Origin of the sequence: Maribacter orientalis, assembly GCF_900109345.1 — a bacterium.
Classification (GTDB): Bacteria; Bacteroidota; Bacteroidia; order Flavobacteriales; family Flavobacteriaceae; genus Maribacter; species Maribacter orientalis.
Genome location: NZ_FNZN01000003.1, coordinates 549,596 through 574,194, shown reverse-complemented (window position 1 = coordinate 574,194; position 24,599 = coordinate 549,596). Strand labels below are relative to the sequence as shown.

General features: G+C 33.6%; 26 protein-coding genes and 2 tRNA genes. 16 read left to right on the top strand and 12 right to left on the bottom strand.

The genetic code is table 11. The features are described 5' to 3' along the window. Positions 1-1,021 precede the first annotated feature (1,021 nt). The 4 genes from thrS to rplT all read left to right on the top strand — a co-directional run bounded on the left by thrS (position 1,022) and on the right by rplT (position 4,297). Positions 1,022-2,968 (top strand): threonine--tRNA ligase, encoded by a 1,947-nt coding sequence (thrS, locus tag BMY56_RS09690; protein ID WP_091623193.1) that lies wholly within the window; start codon positions 1,022-1,024, stop codon positions 2,966-2,968. A 23-nt stretch (positions 2,969-2,991) separates the two neighbouring features. Next, a complete protein-coding gene (gene infC / locus BMY56_RS09685; protein ID WP_091623190.1) occupies positions 2,992-3,549 on the top strand; it encodes a translation initiation factor IF-3 in 558 nt (185 codons plus the stop codon). Between the two features lie 109 nt (positions 3,550-3,658). After that, positions 3,659-3,856, top strand: coding sequence for a 50S ribosomal protein L35 (gene rpmI, locus BMY56_RS09680; RefSeq protein WP_027064530.1), 198 nt, complete (start codon positions 3,659-3,661; stop codon positions 3,854-3,856). A gap of 96 nt (positions 3,857-3,952) precedes the next feature. Then, positions 3,953-4,297, top strand: coding sequence for a 50S ribosomal protein L20 (gene rplT / locus BMY56_RS09675; RefSeq protein ID WP_091623188.1), 345 nt, complete (start codon positions 3,953-3,955; stop codon positions 4,295-4,297). 35 nt (positions 4,298-4,332) lie between these two features. On the opposite strand, the gene BMY56_RS09670 is transcribed toward rplT, so the two are convergent. Further along, positions 4,333-4,611, bottom strand: a complete 279-nt coding sequence (locus BMY56_RS09670) for an EF-hand domain-containing protein (protein ID WP_091623185.1) — start codon at positions 4,609-4,611, stop codon at positions 4,333-4,335. A 33-nt stretch (positions 4,612-4,644) separates the two neighbouring features. Beyond that, positions 4,645-5,067 carry a secondary thiamine-phosphate synthase enzyme YjbQ gene (locus tag BMY56_RS09665; protein ID WP_091623182.1) on the bottom strand — a complete coding sequence of 141 codons (423 nt, stop codon included), beginning with the start codon at positions 5,065-5,067 and terminating at the stop codon, positions 4,645-4,647. Positions 5,068-5,158: 91 nt separating this feature from the next. On the opposite strand from BMY56_RS09665, the gene BMY56_RS09660 reads away from it, so the two are divergent. Then, on the top strand, positions 5,159-5,953 hold the full coding sequence (locus BMY56_RS09660) for an HAD family hydrolase (protein ID WP_091623180.1): 795 nt from the start codon (positions 5,159-5,161) through the stop codon (positions 5,951-5,953). Positions 5,954-6,174: 221 nt separating this feature from the next. On the opposite strand, the gene BMY56_RS09655 is transcribed toward BMY56_RS09660, so the two are convergent. The 6 genes from BMY56_RS09655 to tgt form a co-directional block, all read right to left on the bottom strand. Beyond that, complete coding sequence (locus BMY56_RS09655; protein WP_091623177.1) at positions 6,175-7,437, bottom strand: asparagine synthetase B; 1,263 nt, start codon at positions 7,435-7,437, stop codon at positions 6,175-6,177. Positions 7,438-7,610: 173 nt separating this feature from the next. Continuing rightward, positions 7,611-9,161 (bottom strand): replicative DNA helicase, encoded by a 1,551-nt coding sequence (gene dnaB, locus BMY56_RS09650; protein ID WP_091623174.1) that lies wholly within the window; start codon positions 9,159-9,161, stop codon positions 7,611-7,613. Positions 9,162-9,326: 165 nt separating this feature from the next. After that, positions 9,327-10,280: an acetyl-CoA carboxylase carboxyltransferase subunit alpha gene (locus tag BMY56_RS09645; RefSeq protein ID WP_091623172.1), complete on the bottom strand. Its 954-nt coding sequence runs from the start codon at positions 10,278-10,280 to the stop codon at positions 9,327-9,329. Between the two features lie 50 nt (positions 10,281-10,330). After that, on the bottom strand, positions 10,331-11,230 hold the full coding sequence (locus BMY56_RS09640; protein WP_091623169.1) for a DMT family transporter: 900 nt from the start codon (positions 11,228-11,230) through the stop codon (positions 10,331-10,333). Continuing rightward, positions 11,217-12,299 (bottom strand): LptF/LptG family permease, encoded by a 1,083-nt coding sequence (locus tag BMY56_RS09635; RefSeq protein WP_091623166.1) that lies wholly within the window; start codon positions 12,297-12,299, stop codon positions 11,217-11,219. Before BMY56_RS09635 ends, BMY56_RS09640 begins: the two co-directional genes overlap by 14 nt. Then, on the bottom strand, positions 12,299-13,429 hold the full coding sequence (gene tgt, locus BMY56_RS09630; RefSeq protein WP_091623292.1) for a tRNA guanosine(34) transglycosylase Tgt: 1,131 nt from the start codon (positions 13,427-13,429) through the stop codon (positions 12,299-12,301). Before tgt ends, BMY56_RS09635 begins: the two co-directional genes overlap by 1 nt. 239 nt (positions 13,430-13,668) lie before the next feature. On the opposite strand from tgt, the gene BMY56_RS09625 reads away from it, so the two are divergent. Next, positions 13,669-14,256, top strand: a complete 588-nt coding sequence (locus BMY56_RS09625) for a porin family protein (RefSeq protein WP_091623164.1) — start codon at positions 13,669-13,671, stop codon at positions 14,254-14,256. 87 nt (positions 14,257-14,343) lie between these two features. On the opposite strand, the gene BMY56_RS09620 is transcribed toward BMY56_RS09625, so the two are convergent. Further along, positions 14,344-15,318, bottom strand: a complete 975-nt coding sequence (locus tag BMY56_RS09620; RefSeq protein ID WP_091623161.1) for an FKBP-type peptidyl-prolyl cis-trans isomerase — start codon at positions 15,316-15,318, stop codon at positions 14,344-14,346. A 77-nt stretch (positions 15,319-15,395) separates the two neighbouring features. On the opposite strand from BMY56_RS09620, the gene BMY56_RS09615 reads away from it, so the two are divergent. After that, entirely contained in the window at positions 15,396-15,821 is a 426-nt protein-coding gene (locus BMY56_RS09615) for an RNA-binding S4 domain-containing protein (protein WP_091623159.1), read from the top strand. 48 nt (positions 15,822-15,869) lie between these two features. Continuing rightward, positions 15,870-16,367, top strand: coding sequence for a phosphoribosyltransferase family protein (locus tag BMY56_RS09610; protein ID WP_091623156.1), 498 nt, complete (start codon positions 15,870-15,872; stop codon positions 16,365-16,367). Here BMY56_RS09610 and BMY56_RS09605 read toward each other — a convergent pair. Further along, positions 16,359-16,883 (bottom strand): shikimate kinase, encoded by a 525-nt coding sequence (locus BMY56_RS09605; protein WP_317040612.1) that lies wholly within the window; start codon positions 16,881-16,883, stop codon positions 16,359-16,361. The genes BMY56_RS09610 and BMY56_RS09605 overlap by 9 nt on opposite strands. Before the next feature lie 131 nt (positions 16,884-17,014). Between BMY56_RS09605 and BMY56_RS09600 the strand changes: the two genes are divergently transcribed. The 8 genes from BMY56_RS09600 (at position 17,015) to BMY56_RS09575 (ending at position 20,425) form a co-directional block, all read left to right on the top strand. Continuing rightward, a tRNA-Lys gene (locus BMY56_RS09600) sits at positions 17,015-17,087 on the top strand. Between the two features lie 103 nt (positions 17,088-17,190). Continuing rightward, positions 17,191-17,263, top strand: a tRNA-Lys gene (locus BMY56_RS09595). A gap of 395 nt (positions 17,264-17,658) precedes the next feature. Beyond that, positions 17,659-18,282 (top strand): histidine kinase dimerization/phospho-acceptor domain-containing protein, encoded by a 624-nt coding sequence (locus tag BMY56_RS09590; protein WP_091623153.1) that lies wholly within the window; start codon positions 17,659-17,661, stop codon positions 18,280-18,282. A gap of 67 nt (positions 18,283-18,349) precedes the next feature. Beyond that, positions 18,350-18,859 carry a GNAT family N-acetyltransferase gene (locus tag BMY56_RS09585; RefSeq protein ID WP_177170947.1) on the top strand — a complete coding sequence of 170 codons (510 nt, stop codon included), beginning with the start codon at positions 18,350-18,352 and terminating at the stop codon, positions 18,857-18,859. Positions 18,860-18,925: 66 nt separating this feature from the next. Then, positions 18,926-19,060, top strand: a complete 135-nt coding sequence (locus BMY56_RS18985; RefSeq protein WP_262493781.1) for a hypothetical protein — start codon at positions 18,926-18,928, stop codon at positions 19,058-19,060. Positions 19,061-19,308: 248 nt separating this feature from the next. Next, the gene (locus BMY56_RS19055) at positions 19,309-19,431 is read left to right on the top strand and encodes a hypothetical protein (protein ID WP_317040611.1); all 123 of its coding nucleotides are present in this window, start codon (positions 19,309-19,311) and stop codon (positions 19,429-19,431) included. Between the two features lie 178 nt (positions 19,432-19,609). Further along, the gene (locus BMY56_RS19050) at positions 19,610-19,870 is read left to right on the top strand and encodes a hypothetical protein (protein ID WP_317040610.1); all 261 of its coding nucleotides are present in this window, start codon (positions 19,610-19,612) and stop codon (positions 19,868-19,870) included. Between the two features lie 33 nt (positions 19,871-19,903). Next, positions 19,904-20,425 (top strand): GNAT family N-acetyltransferase, encoded by a 522-nt coding sequence (locus BMY56_RS09575; protein ID WP_091623147.1) that lies wholly within the window; start codon positions 19,904-19,906, stop codon positions 20,423-20,425. A gap of 197 nt (positions 20,426-20,622) precedes the next feature. Here the strand turns inward: BMY56_RS09575 and BMY56_RS09570 are convergent, their stop codons facing one another. Beyond that, positions 20,623-21,465, bottom strand: a complete 843-nt coding sequence (locus tag BMY56_RS09570; protein WP_091623145.1) for a universal stress protein — start codon at positions 21,463-21,465, stop codon at positions 20,623-20,625. Positions 21,466-22,282: 817 nt separating this feature from the next. After that, on the bottom strand, positions 22,283-24,526 hold the full coding sequence (locus tag BMY56_RS09560; protein ID WP_245737194.1) for an FUSC family protein: 2,244 nt from the start codon (positions 24,524-24,526) through the stop codon (positions 22,283-22,285). Between the last annotated feature and the right edge of the window lie 73 nt (positions 24,527-24,599).

Below are 24,599 nucleotides of genomic sequence, written 5' to 3'. Positions count from 1 at the left end.
CCAACGAAGTCTTGATTTCTCCCGGCCCCGACTCTCGATTCAATTCCTTATATATGTAACCGAAAACTAATCCGGTCACACAGTAAATTCTATGTTTCCTTAATTCTTGTTCCTCTCGAACAGGTCCTCACCCATTCTCGATTCTTATCTCCACAATATTTCAATGAACTTCCAACAAAGGACCTATGTCCTGCGACCTTCGCCCCTTCGTTCCCCCTAGGTCTTTCCCTAAGCGGCTGCAAATATACAACTGTTTTTTAACCCGGCAACTACTTTGAGAAAAAAATAAATTCTTTTTTTATCGCCCGGTAAACCAACATCTATATGAACTTGCCCAAACCCACGATTCCAATAACATCTTCCTCGCTAGCGGGGTGCAAATGTACACCCATTTTCCAAATCCACAAACACTTTCAATAAAAAAAATACGATACTTACCGTACATCAGCATACAACCCTGATTTAACGCCGATTACACGGAAAAAATAATCAATAAAAATACAATGAATACTCATGTTGTTGATAATCAATAACATACATCCGGTAAAAACATTGAAACAACAATAAATAGCATGTTATCAGGTATTTACCAATACCACTAACCGTTTAAGAAAAGAAATTCCAGACTAAACCACAATACATAATTCCAAATACCATATCTCATTTCCACGCAACCATGTTCAACTAAAAAGGATCATAGCTCATATAATCCTTCGCATTCATAAGCATACCTAGAAAATCAATAACAAAAAAAACAACAAATACCATCAAATATTACTACACTATAGTAAAAGTAAATACCGAACAAAATCCACATTCATTTTCACAACTATTATATGTATAAAAACCCTAATTCAAAAATTCACTTACTATGACTATTCTTTTAGAATTCAAAAACCAAAATATATGAACTCAGTTCTGTTTATCAATTCATCAATACTATCACCAAAACATAACACTATACTATTGTGGACATGAATACAACGTAGTATCTTTGGCTCCCGATAAGATGTACAGTATTATGATCAAGATTACATTGCCTGATGGCTCGATTAAAGAATTTGAGAAAGGGACAACACCTATAATGGTTGCAAAAAGCATTAGTGAAGGTTTGGCCCGAAATGTTATATCAGCAAAATTCAACAAAACAACCGTTGAAACGGTCACCCCTTTAGAAACTGATGGAAGTTTAATTCTTTACACATGGAATGACAAGGAAGGAAAAACAGCCTTTTGGCATTCTACTTCGCATATTGTAGCTCAAGCCTTAGAGGAACTTTATCCTGGTGTAAAATTAACCATAGGTCCTGCAATTGATAATGGGTTCTATTATGATATTGAACTACTAGACGGTTCTATTTCTGATAAAGATTTTCCAGCTATAGAAAAGAGGGCTTTAGAAATAGCCAGAGGTAAACATGATTATAAGCTGAGAGATGTTTCTAAAGCAGATGCCCTAAAATTTTATAAAGATCAAGACAATGAATATAAGGTTGAGTTAATAGAAAACCTTGAAGATGGTACGATAACATTTTGCGACCATGATACATTTACAGATCTTTGTCGTGGTGGGCATATACCCAATACTGGTATTGTGAAGGCTATTAAAATTTTAAGTGTTGCCGGCGCCTACTGGCGGGGAAATGAAAACAACGCACAATTAACACGTGTTTACGGTATTTCATTTCCAAAGCAGAAAGAGTTAACTGAATACCTCGAACTTTTGGAAGAGGCAAAAAAACGTGACCATAGAAAGTTGGGAAAAGAATTAGAGCTTTTCACATTTTCTCAAAAGGTAGGCCAAGGCTTACCACTTTGGCTACCTAAAGGGGCAGCGCTAAGAGAACGTTTAGAACAATTTCTTAAAAAAGCACAAAAAAAAGCTGGTTATGAAATGGTGATAACACCTCATATTGGCCAGAAGGAACTATATGTTACCTCGGGACATTACGAAAAATATGGTGCAGACAGCTTTCAACCTATTCATACACCAAAAGAGGGTGAAGAGTTTTTATTGAAGCCCATGAACTGCCCACACCATTGCGAAATATATAACGCAAGACCTTTTAGCTATCGTGAATTACCCAAACGTTTTGCTGAGTTTGGTACTGTATATAGATATGAGCAAAGTGGTGAACTTCATGGACTGACTAGAGTACGAGGTTTTACTCAAGATGACGCACATATTTTTTGTACTCAGGATCAACTTGACGAAGAGTTTAAAAACGTAATTGACCTATCATTATATGTATTAAGTTCATTAGGTTTCGATAATTTCACAGCACAAGTTTCTGTTCGTGATTTAGAGAATCCTGATAAATATATTGGTAGTGTAGAGAATTGGGAAAAAGCTGAGCAAGCTATTATTAATGCTGCCGAGGAAAAAGGCTTAGATTATGTTATAGAAAGTGGCGAAGCGGCATTTTATGGCCCTAAGTTAGATTTCATGGTTAAGGATGCCCTTGGAAGACAGTGGCAACTAGGAACTATACAAGTAGATTATAATCTACCTGAGCGCTTTGACTTAACCTATAAAGGCAGTGATAATGAACTACATAGACCTGTAATGATACACCGTGCTCCTTTCGGAAGCATGGAGCGATTTATAGCCCTATTATTGGAACATACAGGAGGTAATTTCCCATTGTGGTTAACCCCAGAGCAAGCAATAATTCTTCCTGTTAGTGAGAAACATGAAAAATATGCTGAAAAAGTTTTAAAATCCCTAGAAAATAACGAAATTCGCGCCCTTATCGATAGTAGAAGCGAGACTATAGGTAAAAAAATACGTGAAGCAGAAATGAGCAAAATACCGTTCATGCTAATCGTAGGGGAAAGCGATGTAGTTGCTAACACCATTTCTGTGCGTAAACATGGAGGTGAAGATTTAGGAGCTATCAGCGTTACAATGTTTACAGACTTGGTTAACAAAGAAATAAATAGTACCTTAAAGTCGTTCAAAGAATAAAGTTTAACATAAAATATTAAGTCATAGCAATACGTAAAAGATTCAGACCACAACCTAGAAGGGAAAATAAGAATCCCCACAATATCAATGAAAAGATAACGGCCCCAAATGTTAGGTTGGTAGGTGACAATGTAGAAGTAGGTGTATATCCTTTTCCTCAGGCTCTTGAGAAAGCAGAAGAATTAGGTTTGGATTTGGTGGAGATTTCACCAAAGGCAGACCCTCCTGTCTGTAAAATAATGGAGTATAAAAAGTTTTTATACGAGCAGAAGAAAAGGGACAAGGCTATGAAAGCGAAAGCTTCCAAAGTCGTGGTTAAAGAAATTAGGTTCGGTCCACAAACGGATGACCATGATTACGAATTTAAAAAGAAACATGCTGAAAAATTTCTTCAAGAAGGAGCGAAATTAAAGGCATATGTGTTTTTTAAAGGACGATCAATAGTTTACAAAGATCAAGGAGAAATTTTATTATTAAAATTAGCTTCAGAATTGGAAGAACTGGGAAAAGTAGAACAAATGCCTAAGTTAGAAGGAAAACGGATGACAATGTTCATTGCGCCTAAAACTAAAGGAAAATAAAGATTCGGCTTCGCTAAGCGACCGGTTCTTTTTATAAAATACTAAACGCTGTTTACATTTGTAAGCAGCGTTTAGCATGCAAAGTGAGATAATTAAATAAATTAGGAAAATGCCTAAACAGAAAACAAAATCCAGTGCCAAAAAGCGTTTTAAGCTTACAGGTACAGGTAAAATTAAAAGAAAGCACGCTTTTAAGAGTCACATCTTGACTAAAAAGTCAAAAAAGCGTAAGCTTAAGTTAACACATGATGGTTTAGTTCATCAAGCAGATGTTAACAGTATTAAAGAGCAGTTACGTTTAAAGTAACCTACTCTTTAACAAGGTAAAATTATTAACCATGGAGTTAGGCCAAAAAAGTTCCTTAAAATAAATAGGACGCCTACTACAAAAAATTAGAGAAAAATGCCAAGATCAGTAAATGCAGTAGCTTCCAGAGCCAGAAGAAAAAAGGTGATGAAGCAAGCCAAAGGTTACTTTGGAAGACGTAAAAACGTTTGGACAGTAGCCAAGAATGCGGTTGAAAAAGCAATGTTATATGCTTACAGAGACCGTAGAAACAAGAAAAGAACTTTCCGTTCATTATGGATTACCCGTATTAATGCAGGTGCCAGACAACACGGAATGTCCTACTCTCAATTTATGGGAAAAGTAAAAGCTGAAAATATAGAACTTAATAGAAAAGTTCTTGCAGATTTAGCAATGAACCATCCAGATGCCTTTAAGGCGGTTGTAGATCAGGTAAAATAAATTAACAACAATCTCACTTTTTAAAAATCCGATTCTTAAGAATCGGATTTTTTAATTTTAGCAATAGCCAGTTTAAATTCTTCCCAATCAATTAATTCATCGGTGTTTTTATCATAGCCATCTATTAACTTAGAAGATACAATACCCCTTATAAAACCACTTATCTCCGCTTCTTTCAGGAGCTTTACAATTTCTCCTTTGGTTAGTTTCTGATCATTATCTTCGTCAAAGAAATTGAAAGCCAATTCTGGTGTAGCAAAATGATTGGTAATTAATATCAGTATTTTATTCAATATAGTTTCTTCAGTTGTCATTTGTATTTCGCATTTATTGAATTTAAGAAAAATTCAAATTCCCCACAACGTCAACACTAGATTTCTACCTGACGCATAATTTCTATGCTCACATAGATATATTCCCTGCCAGATTCCCATATTCAACTTACCATTAGTAACTGGTATTTGTACAGACGCTCCCATTAAAGAAGCCTTAATGTGCGCTGGCATATCGTCAGCACCTTCATAGTCATGTTTATAATAAGGTTGATTTTCAGGAACCATAATGTTTATGTGAGCCTCAAAATCATCGCGAACTGTAGGGTCAGCATTTTCATTAATGGTTAAACTAGCTGATGTATGCTTAATAAATACCTGAAAAAAGCCCTGTTGTATTTCCTTTAGTTGTGGAAATGCTTCTATTACACAATCCGTGATAATATGATAACCTCTACTATAGGGCTTTAAAGTCAGTTCTTTTTGAAACAATTTCATAACCTAAAATATATTAAATAAAGGTAAAACTTTAACAATCCTTACTTTACTTAATATCATTGAAATATCTTTACAGATAAATAAAAATTCTATGGATTTATCAAAGATAAAAATGGTTGTAACAGATATGGATGGAACACTTCTAAACTCCAACCATCAAGTGAGTGACCATTTCTTTGACCTTTTTAAAAGCTTGAAGACACAAGGTATTATTTTTGTTGCTGCAAGTGGCAGACAATACAATAGCATCATAGATAAATTAGATTCTATAAAAGATGATATTATAGTAATTGCAGAAAATGGTGGTTTTGCTATGAAACAAAATACTGAACTTCTAGCTACACCACTTGAACAACAACACGTAAACGATATTCTAAAAGCGTTAAATCAGATTCCAAATATTCATCCGGTACTTTGCGGAAAACATAAAGCTTATTTAACGGGTAAGTCTAATAAATTTATAAGCAAATTAGCTGAATACTATACAGAATTTGAAATTATAGATGATTTATCCTCTTTTGAATCTGAATTAATCAAAATTGCGATATATCATTTTGAAAGTTCAGAGCAACATATTTATCCATTTGTAAAACACTTTGAAAGTGATTTGAAGGTAAAGGTTTCAGGTGAGAATTGGCTGGATATTTCCAATAGAAATGCACACAAAGGATATGCCTTAGAGAAAGTTATGAAAACCTATAATTTGAAATCTGATGAAGTAATGGTATTTGGCGATTATAACAATGACCTTGAAATGCTTGCCCTATCAGATTATGGTTTTGCTATGGAAAACGCTCATCCTAATGTAAAAAAAGCAGCTAAATATAGTACGCTAAGTAACGATGAAAATGGTGTTGAGCATATTTTAAAATTACTCATCAAATAACTACATATTTAAGCAATAGGTATTTTTTTGATTAAGTCTTATGTTTAATACTTCATTTATACCTAGAACGCATTAATTTGATACTTAACTTTTTAAACTTAATAAATAATTGTTCTTATACTAGCCCTCAACGTTTATTACATTTTCTATATTAATTGAAAGTAACGATTTAAAAAAAAATTATTGGCTTATAAATTGAGCAATCAAACTTTTAATTACTACTAGGTTTTCTGTTTCTTTTTTCTCGCTGCCGGAAACAATACGTTATTTAAAATTAAACGATACCCTGGCGAATTAGGATGCAACTCAAGTTCAGTCTTAGGGTCCCCCACTCTATGTTGATAATCTTCTGGATCATGCCCGCCGTAAAAAGTAAAGAATCCTTTTCCCTTAATACCGTGAATATAACGTGCTTCTTCGTTGATTTTATTTTCACCTAATATCAAGACTGTCGGCTTAATTTCAGAGCGTGTAAACGCTGTTGTCTGCCCCATGAAGCCTTTTACCAATGAAGTATGGTTTTGACACAACATGGTAGGCACAGCGTCCCATTTTGCAGAAAAATCCATAAGGGAAAAATAATCTGATTCTTTGGCAACGTTTCCTCTTTTATTGGTCATATCAATAGAAGAAAACTCATATTTTAACGGACTTCTTTCTAAAACAAAATCAGTGAAAGCAAAAGTTTTTCCAAAATCTAAACTTGCTTGATAATTAGGGTCAGACGCATCACCATCAAACATAGGTTCTACAATATCTACACCATCAGCAGCCAAGGCAATATCAAAACTATCTGTTGCAGAACACATGGCAAACATAAAACCACCGCCAATAACATAGTTCCTGATTTTTAATGCTACTGCTCTCTTTTCTTCGGATACTTTATCAAAACCTAGCTTCTTTGCCAGCTTCTCTGCATTTTTCTTTCCTTCAATATACCAAGGTGTAGCTCTATATGCACCATAAAACTTACCATACTGACCCGTAAAATCTTCATGATGCAAGTGCAACCAATCATATAGCGCTAGTTTATCACCTAAAACTTCCTCATCATAAATAGTGGTATAAGGAATTTCAGCATAGGTTAATGCCATAGTTACGGCGTCGTCCCAAGGCTGTTTGTCTTTTGGAGAATACACAGCAATTCTTGGTGCTTTTTCCAATATTACAGCATCCTGATTTTTTGACGGACTACTTATATCATCTAAAATTGAATTTGCCTGAGCATCCGATAATATTTCAAAACTTACCCCTCTTATCTGGCATTCTTTTCGAATACTTTCTCCATCGGGAAGTAAAAATGAGCCCCCACGATAATTAAGAAGCCACTGTACTTTTTGCTGTTTAGCCAAAACCCAATAGGTCATTCCGTATGCTTTCAAATGATTCTTTTGCGTATCCGCATCCATCGGAATAAGAATAGAAGATGCAAAAATTTGAATTGAGCAAAAGAGAAATAAAAATGAAGTTATAATTTTAGACATATATTATATTCAAGTCATAGACTCAAAGATAAAGTAAAATCTTTGGCGCATAATTTAAGTAATCGTTAAAGCTATTGTAAAGTACAATAACGATAAACAGAAGAAATCGATAGTTTATAAACAAAAAAAGTCTCCCATAAAGGAGACTTTTTTACTTATATCGATTTTATAATTTAAAAAGGAACATCATTGTCCTCTTCAAAATCTGGACTGCTATTCATGCTACTACCAAAGGCGTCATCTGCACTCGGTAGATTTTTCGTTACAAACGGGTTTTCTTCATTTGCGTTCATTTTTGATTGGAATTCGAATGGAGAATCGAAATCGTCCAAGTTATCGAACTTACCTTGGTTACCGATAAACTTCAATCGTATATTCTCTAAACCACCATTTCTATGCTTCGCAACAATAAATTCTGCCTGACCTTGGGTCGGCGTATGTTCCTCATCATCCCACTCGTCGATTTTATAATATTCAGGTCTATATATAAATGAAACAATATCCGCATCTTGTTCAATCGCTCCAGACTCCCTCAAATCCGATAAAATGGGTCGTTTACTACCTCCACGGGTTTCAACGGCACGAGATAACTGTGATAAGGCAATAACTGGCACGCTTAATTCCTTGGCCAAAGCTTTTAAGTTCCTAGAAATAGTTGAGATTTCCTGTTCTCTATTCCCTCCTTTTTGACTACCCCCTGCTGTCATCAACTGCAAATAATCAATCATAATCATTTTAATACCATGTTGTGAGGCAAGTCTTCTTGCTTTTGCACGTAAATCGAAAATAGAAAGTGAAGGCGTATCATCAATAAACAGCGGTGCTTTCTCTAAAGATTTTACTTTAACGTTCAATTGCTCCCATTCATGTTTTTCTAGCTTACCCGTTCTTAATTTCTCAGAAGACAAACCGGTTTCTGATGAAATTAATCTTGTTATCAATTGAACCGATGACATCTCTAATGAGAAGAATGCCACAGGAATATTAGAATTTACAGCCATGTTTCTGGCCATGGATAAGGTTAAAGCTGTTTTACCCATACCAGGACGAGCTGCAACAATTATTAAATCACTAGGTTGCCAACCGGAGGTAAGTTTATCAACCTTGTCAAATCCCGAAGGAATACCACTCATACCCTCTTTACCGGCAATTTCTTCAATTCGTTTTTTGGCCTGAATCACCAAATCTTGAGCTGTCTCTGCAGAACGTTTTAGGTTTCCTTGAGTTACATCATATAATTTAGCTTCAGCGGCATCTAGCAAGTCAAATACATCGGTTGCATCATCATAGGCATCCTCAATAATTTCCCCTGAAATTTTGATTAAACTACGTTGAATATATTTTTGAAGAATAATACGTGCGTGAAACTCAATATGAGCAGATGACGCTACTTTTTGGGTAAGTTTTATTAGATAAAAATCACCCCCACAAACCTCTAATTTACCCGCTTTCTTTAATTGTGACGAAACGGTTAATAAATCTACTGGTTGCGACTCTTCGAAAAGAATAAAAATCGCTTCATATATGAACCTATGAGCATCCTTATAAAAAACATCTGGATGCAAAATATCGATGACTTCATCTACACCTTTCTTATCTATCATCATCGCACCCAATACAACCTCCTCTAAATCAATTGCTTGTGGGGGTATTTTACCTCTCTCAAGGTTTATAATAGTAGATTTATCAATCTTTCGACCGACAAAAGGTTTCGTGTTCTCCATAGTACGAAAGTATACAATTAACCTTTAGTTAACCACAAAAACATTGTTTACGATGTTCACAGTTGACTAAAATTTCTTGTTAATAAATTACAAATTTCTGTTGATAACATAAAAAAACCGAGGAATAAAATCCTCGGTATATTTTGAAATTGCCTAAAATGCAGATTAACCGTTGAATACACCCATTTGGGCATACTTATCCATGCGTTGATTTACTAGTTGTTTTGGTGATAACTTTTGCAAATCCTCAAAATGAGAGGTGATTTTATTTTTAACTATTTCGAAAGTCTTCTCACGGTTGGAATGAGCTCCACCTGCAGGCTCACGAACGATTTCATCGATAAGTTTTAGCTTCTTCATATCCGTAGCTGTTAACTTAAGCGCCTCAGCAGCTTTTTCCTTATACTCCCAACTTCTCCATAAAATAGACGAACAAGATTCAGGAGAAATCACAGAATACCATGTATTTTCTAACATTAGCACCTTATCACCTACACCTATACCCAATGCACCACCTGATGCACCTTCTCCAATGATCACTACAATAATCGGAACTTTAAGACGAGTCATTTCTAAGATATTACGAGCAATAGCTTCACCCTGTCCACGTTCTTCAGCCTCAATACCTGGGTATGCACCTGGTGTATCTATTAAACAAACCACTGGTACTTGGAATTTTTCAGCAGATTTCATTAATCGCAAAGCCTTTCTATACCCTTCTGGATTAGCCATACCAAAATTTCTATACTGTCTTGTCTTGGTGTTGTATCCCTTTTGTTGACCAATGAACATATAACTCTGGTCTCCAATTTTACCCAAACCACCAATCATGGCTTTATCATCCTTGACATTACGGTCTCCGTGTAATTCTAAGAATGTTTCTCCACATATAGCTTTTATATAATCTAAGGTATAAGGTCTATTCGGATGTCTAGAAAGCTGAACTCTTTGCCAAGCGGTAAGGTTTTTATAAATTTCCTTTCTAGTTTCGGTAAGTTTTTTCTCAATCTGCTTACAAGTCTCGGTAACGTCTACATCACTTTCCTCACCAATTACCATACACTTGTCCAATTGCTCTTCCAATTCTTTAATAGGAAGTTCAAAATCCAAATATTCCATATTTCAATAAAGTTTCATTAGTTGTCAAGTCAAAGATAAAACTTTAAAACCTAAATCTTAGGCACCCTATTTTTAATATTCTCTCTTTGTTTTAAAATACCGTTGGCAATGACCGTTGTGAGTATAATTAAGGCTCCTACATAAAACATAGGTTTCATTTTTTCTTCCGAGCCGAATATGAACCACGCTAATAGAATACCATATACCGGCTCTAAATTTGTCGTAAGCATAACGGTATATGGAGTTAAAACACGCATTATTTTTACCGAAGCAATAAATGCGTAGGCCGTACAAACTATTGCCAAAATTAGTAAATAAACCCAATCCATAGTAGGTAATGTAACTAATGACATATTCCAATCCCCTTTTAAGATTAAAATAATAGATAAAAAAATCACTCCTACACCTAATTCGTAAAAAGAAATAATTGATGGCTTATGGTTTTGAACTAATTTTCCATTAATCAAAGAAAATACAGCAGCTAAGAAAGCAGATATTAATGCTATTCCCATACCAAATACGTATTGGGTTTCTACTTTAAAAATTAGATACAGACCTGCAACGACCAATAAACCGAAAACAATTTCATAGCCTATTACTTTACGACCATACCAAAATGGTTCCATCAATGCGGTAAAAAATGCGCCCGTAGACATCATAGCCAAAGCCACAGAAACTGTAGATACCTTAATGGCCAAAAAAAACGTGACCCAATGTAATGCTACTACAATACCACCACCCAAAAGCCAGAAAAAGGTTTTTTTAGAAACCTTTAAACTGAATTTTGCAAAGTAAATATAAAGAGAAATGAATATTGTAGCTAAACCCATTCTTATCCAAACTAAGGGTAAAGAATCTATAGTTATCAACTTTCCTAAAATAGCTGTAAAGCCCCAAATAAATACTATAAAATGTAAGTGTAGTAAATTGAGTATTCTATCTTTTGGCATTTTGAAGTAGATAAAAAGCTAAACATCCAAAAACAACATTAGGGATAACTACAGCAAGCAAGGGAGAAAAGCCTGATTGCTCTGCCAAAACACCGAATACCTTATCAAAAAAGATAAATACAAAAGCAATTAAAATACCAAAAGCTAAGTTTGCTCCCATACCTCCTCTTCTTTTTACCGAAGAAACAGAAACTGCTATTATGGTTAAAATAAAGGCAGTTAATGGCAATGCCCAACGCTTATATTTTACTAAAATATAGTTGTTAATATTAGAAGCACCTTTTCTTTTTTGGTCTTTAATAAAAGTGTCCAATTCAAAAAGATTCTTAGTCTCTGCTACATAAGAAACAGGTGTTAAATCACCTATATCGAAGGCAAAAATAGTATCTAATCTTCTTTTACTTTCAATAATGGCAGTATCGCCAATTATTTTTCGCTTCTTATACGACGTCAATCTATAATTAGAATCCTTTTCAACCCAACGAATATTTGCTGCAGAGATTTTGAAGTCCAATTCATTATTCTCATTAAACCGTTCAAATGTGAAATTATGACCCAATTGTCTTGCCGGGTCAAAACTGCTTACATAAATGAAATCGGTTTCATTTAACTGATTGAAAATATTATTGGTGACCCTATCTTGTTTTCCCTTTTTTAAGTATTTGTACTTGAATTCATTGAAACCCACACTAGCATTGGGCACAATAAACATGGTCATAAAAAACATTAAAATAGCAATCAAAGTAGCCCCTATAACATAGGGTCTCAAAAATCGACCATAAGAAATACCTGAACTCAAAATAGCCACGATCTCGGTGTTATTGGCTAATTTGGAGGTGAAGAATATTACAGATAAAAATAGAAAAATAGGAAATAACAGATTGCCTATGTAAATCGTAAAATTCACGTAGTACATTACTATTTCATTAAACGGCGCCTCGTTGTCAATCATCTTTCCAATCTGCTCTGCCAAATTGACCATAATACCAATGGGAATGAATAGCAAAAGCATTAACGAAAATGTCGCTAGGTACCGTTTTAATATATATTTATCTATTATCGAAAGCATTATAGCCTTTTATCCATTTGTTTAACCATGATATCTTTCCATTGCCTAAAATCTCCTGCTATAATATGCTTTCGTGCTTCACGAACAAGCCACATGTAAAATCCTAAGTTATGAATTGTTGCTATTTGTTTGCCCAAATATTCATTAGCAGCAAACAAATGTCTTAGATAAGCTTTAGAATATTCACGGTCTACAAAAGTAGTTCCCATTTCATCTAACTGAGAAAAATCATCTTCCCACTTCTTGTTCTTAATATTTATAGTGCCATGAGCTGTAAACAACATTCCGTTTCTAGCATTTCTAGTAGGCATTACGCAATCGAACATATCGATTCCCAAAGCAATATTCTCTAAAATATTAATTGGTGTACCAACACCCATTAAATATCTTGGCTTGTCTTCTGGTAAAATTTCACAGACCACTTCGGTCATACCATACATTTCTTCTGCTGGCTCACCAACTGATAGTCCGCCAATGGCATTACCTTCTGCACCTGCATTTGCAATGTATTCTGCCGATTGTCTTCTTAAATCTTTATAGGTTGACCCTTGTACAATTGGAAAGAACGTTTGCTCATAATCGTACTCAAAAGGTGTCTTTTCTAAATGGTTTATACAACGATCCAACCACCTGTGTGTCATGTGCATCGACCTTTTGGCATAATTGTAATCACAAGGGTAAGGTGTACATTCATCAAAAGCCATAATGATATCAGCACCAATAATACGCTGAATCTCCATTACATTCTCTGGTGTAAATAAGTGCGTAGACCCATCGATATGAGATTTAAATTTTACCCCTTCCTCTTTTATCTTTCTATTTGCAGATAATGAATACACCTGGTAACCGCCACTATCGGTAAGAATATTTCTATCCCAACCCATAAATTTATGGAGTCCACCTGCTTTTCTTAATATTTCGGTTTTTGGCCGAAGAAAGAGATGGTAGGTGTTCCCTAGAATAATATCTGGATTAACTTCTTCTTTCAATTCTTTCTGATGCACGCCTTTAACAGATGCTACAGTGCCCACGGGCATAAAAATCGGGGTATCTATAACTCCATGATCGGTAACCACGGTTCCTGCTCTAGCTTTTGATTGTGCGTCGGTAGTGTGTAATGTAAACTTCAAATTTTCTAAATCTAGTTGCAAATATAATGAACTGCTTGTGGTAAAAACTTAATAAAAACCAAAGATGTTACTGAAATTATTAAACCTAATTCCCCCCTTACAATAACTCAATAAAATGAAGTTTAACCCAAAAACAAACCTAAACAATAAAGGTACAACCCCTACGTTTTGATGGTATAACAAGGAATAGAACCTTTGGTATTGTATTTGCTGAATGTTCTACTTTAAATAAAACAGATATGAAAAAAACAATTTTAATTGCGGCTTTAGCTATAATGGGCTGGTCCGCTAATGCTCAGAGTGACGCAGGTTTTGGAATTAAAGGAGGATTAAACTATGCAGGTAACGGTGATTTCTTTAATTCTGCAGAAAATGCATACAGTAGTCCAGATAAAAATGTAGGCTACCATATTGGAGTTTTCGGGAAAATTGGAGATAATATTTATTTACGGCCAGAATTGGTTTACACTGCAATAAAATCAGGATATAATGAAGGAGATTTAAAGGTTAGTAAATTGGACCTTCCTGTTTTGTTAGGGGTGAAAATTATAGGCCCTTTGAATATTTTTGCAGGTCCATCTTTTCAATACATTCTGAATACAAAATTTGACGACGTAACTATTGATAACATTGAAAATGATTTTACCGTTGGTTTAAATATTGGAGCAGGGGTGAATTTGGGTAAACTTGGAATAGATGTGCGGTACGAAAGAGGTTTTTCTGAAAATGAAGTTTCTTTAATTAATTCAAATATTGCTAATTTGAACGGTGACCGAGTTGATACAAGGCCTGATCAAATTATTGTAAGTTTATCCGTAAAGCTTTAGACTATGGAATTTACTTAAATTAAAAAAACCTCCTAAGAAATAATCTTAGGAGGTTTTTCTAATATTTTATGTTCTGGCCAGCAATAATTACTTTAGATCATTATCCAAATGATCAGGTATACCGTCACCATCTGTATCAGGAAATATTATAATTCCGTTTGCATCTTTTTTAATTACTCCATCTATTTTAATTTCATCAATGGTTAAAATTCCATCATTATCATCATCGCTATCATTAAAATTCGCCAAATAAACCCTCACTCCTTCTGATTCACTATCGGTATTATCATCATTTAGATTGCCATTTCCATTTAAATCTTCTTGAATTGATGGAATACCATCGCCATCAAAATCAGAATCTGGCTCATAATCAAAAGCATCAATTTTAAAAATCAATGGGGAATATGCCGAAATAGATGAATTTGATGAACCATCAAAATATCCTAGACCAGAAGGAATAAAAATTGCACCTATACCATAACCATCATAGCTTACGGTACCATCTGCATTATCCAAAGGACCTGAGCCTGTTTGAAAATTTTCTACCCCATTACCAAATCCTCTAACAACCGAAGAAAGATTAAAACGCACAGGTTGATAAGAAGAAGCATCGAATAATGTACCGTCCATTAAAGAACCTTCATACCTCAATATTGAAAAATCACCAATAGTAGGCTTACCTTCCTCAACTCCTTGCCTAACTACCAAAGTATATAATTTATGATCTATTACTTCACCGTCAGTTCTACCAAAGCTTGATGACTCAACAGAAATTGTTTCCGTAATTAAAAATGGGCTATCATAAATAGATTGCTTCGTGCTATTGGCACCAGCGATTGTATCGAATTTTATTTTAAAATCAAATCCTTCGACTGCAGCATCAAACTCTTCCTTATTATAAAAATGTGTTTGTAGAAATTCAACAATTTCTGCATCATCCTCAATGGCAACTTCACTTAATGTTCTTGGTGGTATTACTTCACCTGGAGAATCATCATCCTTTTTACAAGAACTTATGATTATTAGTCCGGCTATTAATAAATAGGCATTTTTCAATTTCATCAAAAATCTATTTTAAGCGCGCAAGATACAATTTTCCCCTATTTTTGCTTGGAAGTTAACAAAGAATTGTACCCGTAATGCGCATAGATAAATTCTTGTGGAGCACACGTTATTTTAAAACTAGAAACATTGCATCTACGGCATGTAAAAAAGGCCATGCCAAAATCAATGGACAAACTGCAAAGCCCAGTAGAGAGGTTTATCCTATGGATGAAGTTATTATTCGCAAAAACCAGATAGATTATACATTTACTGTTCTTGATATACCCGCTAATCGTGTTGGGGCCAAATTGGTAGATATTTATCGAAAGGATACGACCCCAAAAGAAGCATTTGAGCACAATGAGCTTTTGCAATATTCGAAAGACTACTATAGAAAAAAAGGTATCGGCAGACCTACAAAAAAAGATAGGCGCGATATAGATGACTATCTAGAAACTCCTTCTGAAAATAAAGACGCAGAAACAACATCATCAGATAAAAATATTAAAGAAGAGGAATAAGGTAAACTTTTGAAAACATAACTATCTTTATTCGTTTAAGAAAAATTCATGGAACATACCATACTTTCACACTTACAGATTCAGTATAAGATAGAACGCATAGCCTATCAAATCTACGAAGCGAATGTTAATGAAAACGAAATTATCATAGCAGGTATAGATGGTGGCGGATTGCAGTTTGCAAAAAAAATTGTTTCGAAGCTTAAAAAGATAACGGAAGCAAAAATTACACTATGTAAATTATCGATGGATAAAACCAATCCTTTAAAAAGTGGTGTTTCTACATCTATGGCAGAAGAAGAGTTTGTAAATAAATCGGTAGTAATCGTTGATGATGTGCTTAACTCAGGTACAACCTTAATATATGGTGTTCACCATTTTCTTAAAACCCCTTTAAAGCAGCTTAAAACTGCTGTACTGGTTAATCGTAACCATAAAAAGTATCCGGTTAAGGCTGATTATAAAGGTATTTCTTTGTCTACTTCTTTACAAGAACATGTAAACGTTCGTTTTGAAACTAAAAACGATAGAGTCTTTTTAGACTAATGCATTGATGATCATTTCTGCAATTTCAGTGGGTGTATTATTATTCCCTTTTACTATTTTATGTGCTTTATTGTAATAGAAGCTTCTTTCAAACAAATGTTTACCAATAAACTCTTGCATTTCATCACCTTTAACATGAGCAATTATAGGTCTGTGATTCTTTTCGAGCTTTAAACGTTCTGAAAGTTCATTTATACCTATGTTTAAATAAAATGAATTAGCAGTTTTTTCATTTACCAGCTCCATATTATCTCCAAAACAAGGAGTTCCTCCGCCTAACGAAAGGACAAAATTGGTTTCTGTCAAAAAAATTTGCGAAAGATATTCTCGTTCCTTTTTTCGAAAATAGAGCTCTCCCTTTTTCTCAAAAATCAAACCAACAGACATATTTTCTTGTTGTTCTATATAATCGTCTAAGTCTAAAAATTTAATATTTAAATGGTTAGCAATAATTTTACCAATAGTTGTTTTACCACTTCCCATGTAACCCAGTAATACAATTTTCACATCTTTCATTTGTACAAAATTGAACTAAAATTAAAGGAATTCAAAAAAAAAGAAATTTATCTTAAAAAGGGTTTGGATAATAAAGTAATCGACTTATATTTGCACCCGCATTGAGGGATATTACTTCTTAAAATGCTTTTGACCTGGTAGCTCAGTTGGTAGAGCATCTCCCTTTTAAGGAGAGGGTCCTGGGTTCGAGCCCCAGCCCGGTCACTTTTTATTAAAAGCCTCTTCGAAAAAACAAGAGGCTTTTTTATTTTAACTCGTGAGCTGATTTTTTTTTAAAATTACTAACGTAATAGTTCTTTACTTTTTTGACCTGGTAGCTCAGTTGGTAGAGCATCTCCCTTTTAAGGAGAGGGTCCTGGGTTCGAGCCCCAGCCCGGTCACTTTTTATTAAAAGCCTTCCATAACACAGGAAGGCTTTTGTGTTTCTTCTATTCTTCTAAAAACACCTCAACTTTACGAATAAAGAAAGGGCACTAAAGCAATACATTAACAATCATTTAAAAATTAATTCTATTAGAAGGTTTTCTATTCTTAACAATTATTACAGATCTTTATATAATAACTTTCAAATGTCTTTTGGATAACAACAACTGAAGAAATATTAAAAGAGCGTGTAAAAGAGTTTACCTGCCTCTATGAAATTACTTCTATTATAGTTAATTCAGATTATGACCAGTTACAGACCTCATTAGAGGCCATAGTATAATGCCTTAAAAGGGCATGGAAGTTCGAAAATACTGCAGAAGCTTATTTAAATGTAGGTGCATATGAAGTAATGACAGATGAATATGTCTCTGATATGGTTGCCTTAGTTTTAAATATTAAAGTTTTCAACAAAACCGAAGGTAAAATAATAATTGGGTATCCCTCTAAAAAATATTCAGAAAAAGATTTCCTAAATGAAGGGCAAACCCTATTGAATAATGTTGCCTTAGCTGTCGGAAACTTAATAGAGCGTAAGCAAATTCGAGATAGTGAAGCGAACACAAGAAGACAGATGGAACGAACCGACGGTTTACATAGTCTTGGGAAAATTACGGCTGGTATTGCACATGAATTAAATACCCTACTTGCCAATATTCTCGTTTTTGCAGAATTACTTACTGAAAAAATCACAGATAGTGATGTTGTTCGAGATTTAGATAAAATAATGGACAGTGCTATTTTTAGTCGTGAAATTGTAAATAAATTAATGTTCTTCGCTTGTGAAATGCCGCAAGAGATGAAGACCATAAAATTGATTCCAGTAGTTACTAACGTTCTAAAGCTTTTAGGGCCCTCTCTTAGAAGTGAAAAAATAAAATTAAATAAGACGTTCGATAATGAAAAAATTGAGCTTAGGACAGACACGGTCCCGATAGCTTTCTGCATGCAATTCGGTTTGTATTTGTTAAATTAGGTACTTAAACACGCAACGGCAAATACACAAAAAGTTTACCTGCAATCTAAATAAAACGCAAATTAAAGTGTACATAAACATAGAAACAGAAAGATTAATAATAAGACCAATAAATTTGAAGGATACTGAGTTTATTCTTGATTTGGTAAATTCTGAAGGTTGGTTGAAATTTATCGGTAACAGAAATATATCTGATAAAAATGATGCTAAGAAATACATTCAAAAGATACTTGATAATAAGAATTTTTCTTATAATGTTTTTGAATTAAAAGAATCTCGAAAGGCAATTGGTATAGTGACATTTCTTAAACGAGAAGATGAAAAGTACCCTGACATTGGATTTGCGTTACTTCCTGAATTTGAAAAAAAAGGATATACGATTGAGGCATGCAAACCATATCTTGAAAAAATTAAAAATTTAAACAAGTATGAAAACATTATTGCAATTACCATATCTGATAATCAAAAGTCAATTAACCTATTACTCAAACTTGGACTTAAGTATACAGGTAAGTACGAAAAAGGGGAAGATATTTTATCTTACTATAGTTTAAAAAATGAAAAAGCCAACAGTTAAACTTGTGTAAAACTAGGCAAACGAAGAAAAGCTACTGAAAAAGAAATTAACCGATTAAATAGGAGAATGAAAGCGACAAATGGACTTAAAGGAAATTCGAATTTATGGAAAACAATGGAATTTGTTCGTGAAATAAAATTTACAAAAGCCGAGAAAATAAACCTCGGAGAAATGACCAAGAACTTTATAAAAAGCAAGTAATCAATACTACCCATAAACAATACAAGCTTTTGAGTTAAACCTAAGGTTTGTGTATTTTTAAAATGGGGCAACCGCTTTAGCTATCGGTATGGAGATTTACTTTAAAGCATGACAAAAAAAGACCTACCCCAATAACCAAAAGGCGTGTTTGGGCGGGAAAAAATACAACTATGTATGTGGTATTAAGAAATATAAATTTGCTCCTACATTATTCATAGCTCACCCTTCAAAGCCAATTCAAGAAAAATATGAGTAAAAAGAAAATCCATATCATAAACGGACATCCTAATAAAGAAAGTTTTAATCACGGACTTTCAGAAGCATATAAAAAAGGTGTTGAAAAATCAGGTACCGAAATACAAGGAAATTAAAAGTAGAGAATTGAGTTTTAATCCGAACCTAGAATTTAGATATAGAAAACGAACCGAACTTGAACCTGACTTGTAATAAGCTCAAGAAAAACTGAAATGGGCTGACCATATTGTTTGGGTTTATCCTGTTTGTCGGGATAAGTATCTTACTGGCAAAACAGCTCGATTGATTTGTACAATGGATCTACCAACTTGGTTTTACAGATTATTAAATGGAAATCCGACTCATAGTGCAATGAAAAAAATAACAATGAATTTTATTGGAGTAAAATCAGTTAAAATAACATCCATTGGGCCATTACGCCTTTCAAAAGGTGAATTTCGAGAAAAATGGTTGAAAAAAATTCAAAAATTCGGAGAAAAAAATATAAAAACTAACTATCAAAATGGCTTTATATCGGCTAATTCTGTGCAATTAAATGCTAAAGCAACTAATTAAAATACGGACGATAATTACCTTTAAAAATTTTCAATGCAATTAAAAAAAGCTTCAATTACAGACATCATCGCTTTAAAGAAAACCTGTATCGATGCATATTCTCTAAATTTCCATAATCATTGGAATGATGATGGATTAGAATGGTATTTGAATAAAGAATTTAGTACGAAAAGGCTAACGCTAGATTTGGCGGATAAAAACACCGAATACTTTTTCATTGAGCATAATTTAAAAGCGGTCGGATTTATTAAAATCAAAAATTATTCAATAACATCTTTACCTTTTGCAAATAGTGCAGAAGTGGAAAAAATATATGTTCTACCAGATTTTAAAGGTATGGGAATTGGAAAGTTAGCATTAAATGAAATTATTAAAAGTACCATAGCACGGGGTTATAAAAATCTATTCTTATGTGTAATTGACTCTAATGAAAACGCCATTGCATTTTATAAAAAACTTGGTTTTCAACTATACGATACAACAAGTTTAGACATTCCATTTTTTAAAGAAGCATTGAAAGGAATGTTTAGAATGGTAAAAGAATTGAAATCATAAATATGAATGGTACATAGTACTTTTTTCAAAGCGTATTTTGGTACTAAATTCTATAGTTTGCGAATATTCAAAGTGACCACTATCCCCAAAGAAGTCTGGATAGGGAAATGACTTATTCCCCATAAATCATTCAGATAAATATAATCTGATTAATCTAATTTCACTCTTCGCCTTTTTTATACTATTTTCAGATAATTTTAAAGTGCGCTTGCATTAAGGCTTAGCATTGGTATAGTTATTTTAGACTCCATTTTCTTAATCAAATCTTTATGGAACAGTTTTTTTAGAAAGCTATTTTGTTCGCGTTCCAATAAAGCAATCATATCAGCATTTACGGTATCAATATATACCCGTAAACCTTCATACGTGTTATCATTAATGCTTACATCAAAAGTCATGTTTCTGTAACTTGTTTTTTCAAATAACATTTCTTTAAACCATTCCATCTTATCGCTTACCGCATATTCGTCGTTGTTGGTAATATGTACAACCTTAATAATGGCATCAAAAGGCTTGGCTATACTTATCAATTTTTTAATAGCTAAAAAATCGGCTTCTTCAAAGTCAGTAGCGTAAACCAATGTCTTTATTTTTTGAAACGATTTTGTACTAGGTACCATAAAAAGTGGCGCAGCAACTTTTTCAATAAGTGCTTTTGCGATACTACCTGTAAATGACCCACGTGCTGTATGTTCATCTTTCATTCCAATAATTAGCAAATCTGGAGACAAAGCCGCAGTTTCAGACAAAATTCCGTTGGTGACCGAATCATCTTCTCTTACTTCATATTTTATGACTACATCGGTCTTATTATCTTTTAAGTTGCTAGAGCAATAATCTTTTAATACTAGTAATTGTTCATCGTACGCATGCTCACTTAGATATTTCTTAGGGCGTATGGTCTTAACCGAAATGGGGGGAAGACTAAATATATGTAGTACCGTAAGATTTGCTTTTAGAATATCACTCAACATTAATGCATATTGAAGGGTTTGAGTGTCATGCTTTGAACAATCGGTGGCATAGAGAATATTTTTCATCTTAAGTATTTTTTTAACAAAATGAAATTAGGCCTTAATATTTTAGTTAAATATGACATACGTCATAAATTGCTATACATTAATTATGATTTTTATTTAGTTCTATTGTTACTTATTACATATTTAGGCAATAGCTTAAAGTACTTAGCACATTTAATTAAAAATACAAATATGATGTTTTTTATAGGTAACGGAAATACTAAGAAACTAAAAACCTAACCTTCAAAAAAACAGAAAGGGAATTATTCGAAAATATGATTATTTCGATTACTGCAATTAAAAATCAAAACAATAAGCTAAAAGACAGCCCTCGAAATCCTGGTCCACATGGTCCTTAATGAGCTTCAGCTTTCAATAGAGATAGGACAGTTATGAAAGCTGAATAGACAATTTTATAAAACAAGGAGCAGGACGAATAGTCGGTTTAGTTGCTTATTTTAAGCTTTTTAAAAAAGACGAAAATGGAAATATAGCCAAAGAAGAACTTGCTTTAGTTAAAACTCTTTTTGCTTTTGACGGCACAGATGTCAATAAAGATGAAATTTTCTTAAAAACTTAAATGGCAGAATATGAATGCGAAAGGCCATACCGTCTTTTGAAGTTAAATGATTTTTTAACTTAATCGACACCAATAATAATAATAATAATAGGGAAGTAAAAGCTATTGAGATTGTTCATAAAATAATACTGGCATTAGTATAAATGACAATTGATGGTTTTAGCTAAATCTAAGGGCATTATAAGTTTGTTATATGTAGTAAATCATTTCACGGGAATACATAATTTCACTTATACATAAACCTTTAAAACTATACTTTTATTTTAAATTTGAAGTAAGTTTTAGCATATTTGAACTCAACGAGAATAATAACCGTAATTGCTCTCGCACTAATTGTTCTTCTTGATGGTGACGCTTCATTTCAGTATTTTCTTGCTCACTAAAATTCACACCATTTAGTTCGAGTTTCGGTAGCTGATTTTCAAATGAAGAAACATCTTGCACAAAGCGTTTTTCATTATTTGGTTTATCACTATCTAATGTTTGCAAAACTTTAGATAGATTGTTATCTATCTTAGAAATAACAGCATTAAACTTATCTGAAGCATCGGTCGTGTTTTGATGTTGTATATACATACTTAATGATGATAAGGACGATAGAAAATAATGGTTCAATTCTACCAACTCATAAATCTTATTTAAATTTCTCTGTTTAGAATGCGGTTCTTCTGTCATTCGCTGAAATGCCGAACTTAGGTTCGCTGTTTCAACAAAGGCATTTTTACGAGACAGTCTATAACTTGTTGACACTTCGCCTTTTCGATTATAAAAATCTGAAATTTGAAAAAGATACCCTCGGTTGGCGGCTACACTCTTGGCAACAATTTTCTCTATTTCTTCAAAACCCCAACTAGGCCATAAAAATAGAAATCCGATATAGGACAATCCGGCACCAACCAAGGTATCGAGAATTCTATATTGAATAACCAGGAAAACATTTGGCTGTAAAATCCCATAAACAAAAACAATTGTCAAGGTGATAAAGGTTGCAGATGCTTTATAGTTCTTTTGAACCATAGATAAGGCTATTATAAGCGATACTAACGCCAAACCAACATAAACATACATATCTTGAACTAAATACACTATTATACCTGCTATTGCACCTCCTATCAAAGTACCGATAGTTCTATCTTTAGAACGGGTTTTTGTTAGGCCATAATTTGGTCTCATTATCAATATAATGGTCAATAATATCCAATACGGATTTTGAAACGAAAACACATTACCCAAAACAAAACCTATCATTAATGTTATTGCTAGTCGTAATGAATGTCTAAATATGGTTGACTTAATAGTGAAATTTTGCAATAATATATGTGGACTATAATCTTGAGAAATTAAAAACCTTTTTAATATCTTCTTATCGATAAATTCGTCTGATGCTACTTTATTATCACTTAATAACCACTTAATTCTTTTTAGTTTTTGGAACTGTTCTTCTTGATATTCCAATAAATTTTGAAACATAATGAAAGCTTTGTAAGCATTTGCTTTATCACTCTTACGTAAGTTTAAAAGCTTAGTTCGTATTTCATCAAAGCAAGTCGATAAAGAATCGTGTTCTGGAATCTGTTTTGGCTTATTTCCTATTACAGAAATTAACTGTAATTGATTTGCCATTTTAAAAATCAGATTTTGAAACAGCTGTATAAATTCAGGAAAGCCCTCGAATTGCTTATCCATCTTGGGGTAATCTACAGGGTTGGCACCAGCAGTTTCTAACATTTCTATGAGTTGAACTAAAACCAATAATCTTTTACCATTATAAACCGACCTTCCTGAATTTTTACGGGATCGTATTAGTATTTCACGCAACATCTCGTGTTGTTCGGTCAATTCGCTTTGCAACACAAATAAGCTCGCCTGCAGCTTTTTTCGACTATTATTCCGGTCTATTAATTTACCTCGTATTTCAAGTAATTTACCCGTACGCCCAATTGTCTCATATAAAATTTCTTCGGTTTGCCCTTTAGGGTTGATTGAATACCAAAACATGGACAATGCCAAATACCAAAGTCCGCCAAGACCAACCAAAAGAGAATACTCAAATATTTCTAATTCATCTGGAGTGTGCGCAAAACTCAAAACCAATGCCAACAACCCAGAAAAACCAATTAAAGAAGCTCTGAAACCGTACGAAGAAATAAGTGCTATGGCAAAACTTGTAACTCCTAATATAATCATTGAAAGCCAAGGCTGATAATGTAAATAGCCACCAATAAAACTGACGACCATAACTAAAGCAGCCGAAAGAAGAATACCTACTATTTTATGTTTTTGACTACCATGAACATCACTTGGTGAACTCCAAAATGCACCAAAGCCAATTGCCAAACCTATTTCAGTATGTTTTAACCACACGCCAAGTGCTATGGGTAAAACCACCGCAATTACAGTAATCAGTGATTTTGAGAAGTTAGTGCTTCCAAAAAAACGAATCAGTTCTTTAAAGTTAAGTGCAATAAATTGATAAATTTTATTCAAGTGCAAATGTATCATTCACAAAGATACGCTTTGGTTGTAAGCGATTATTTAATTTGACTTAAAGTAAAAAAGTGCCGAAGTTTACAAA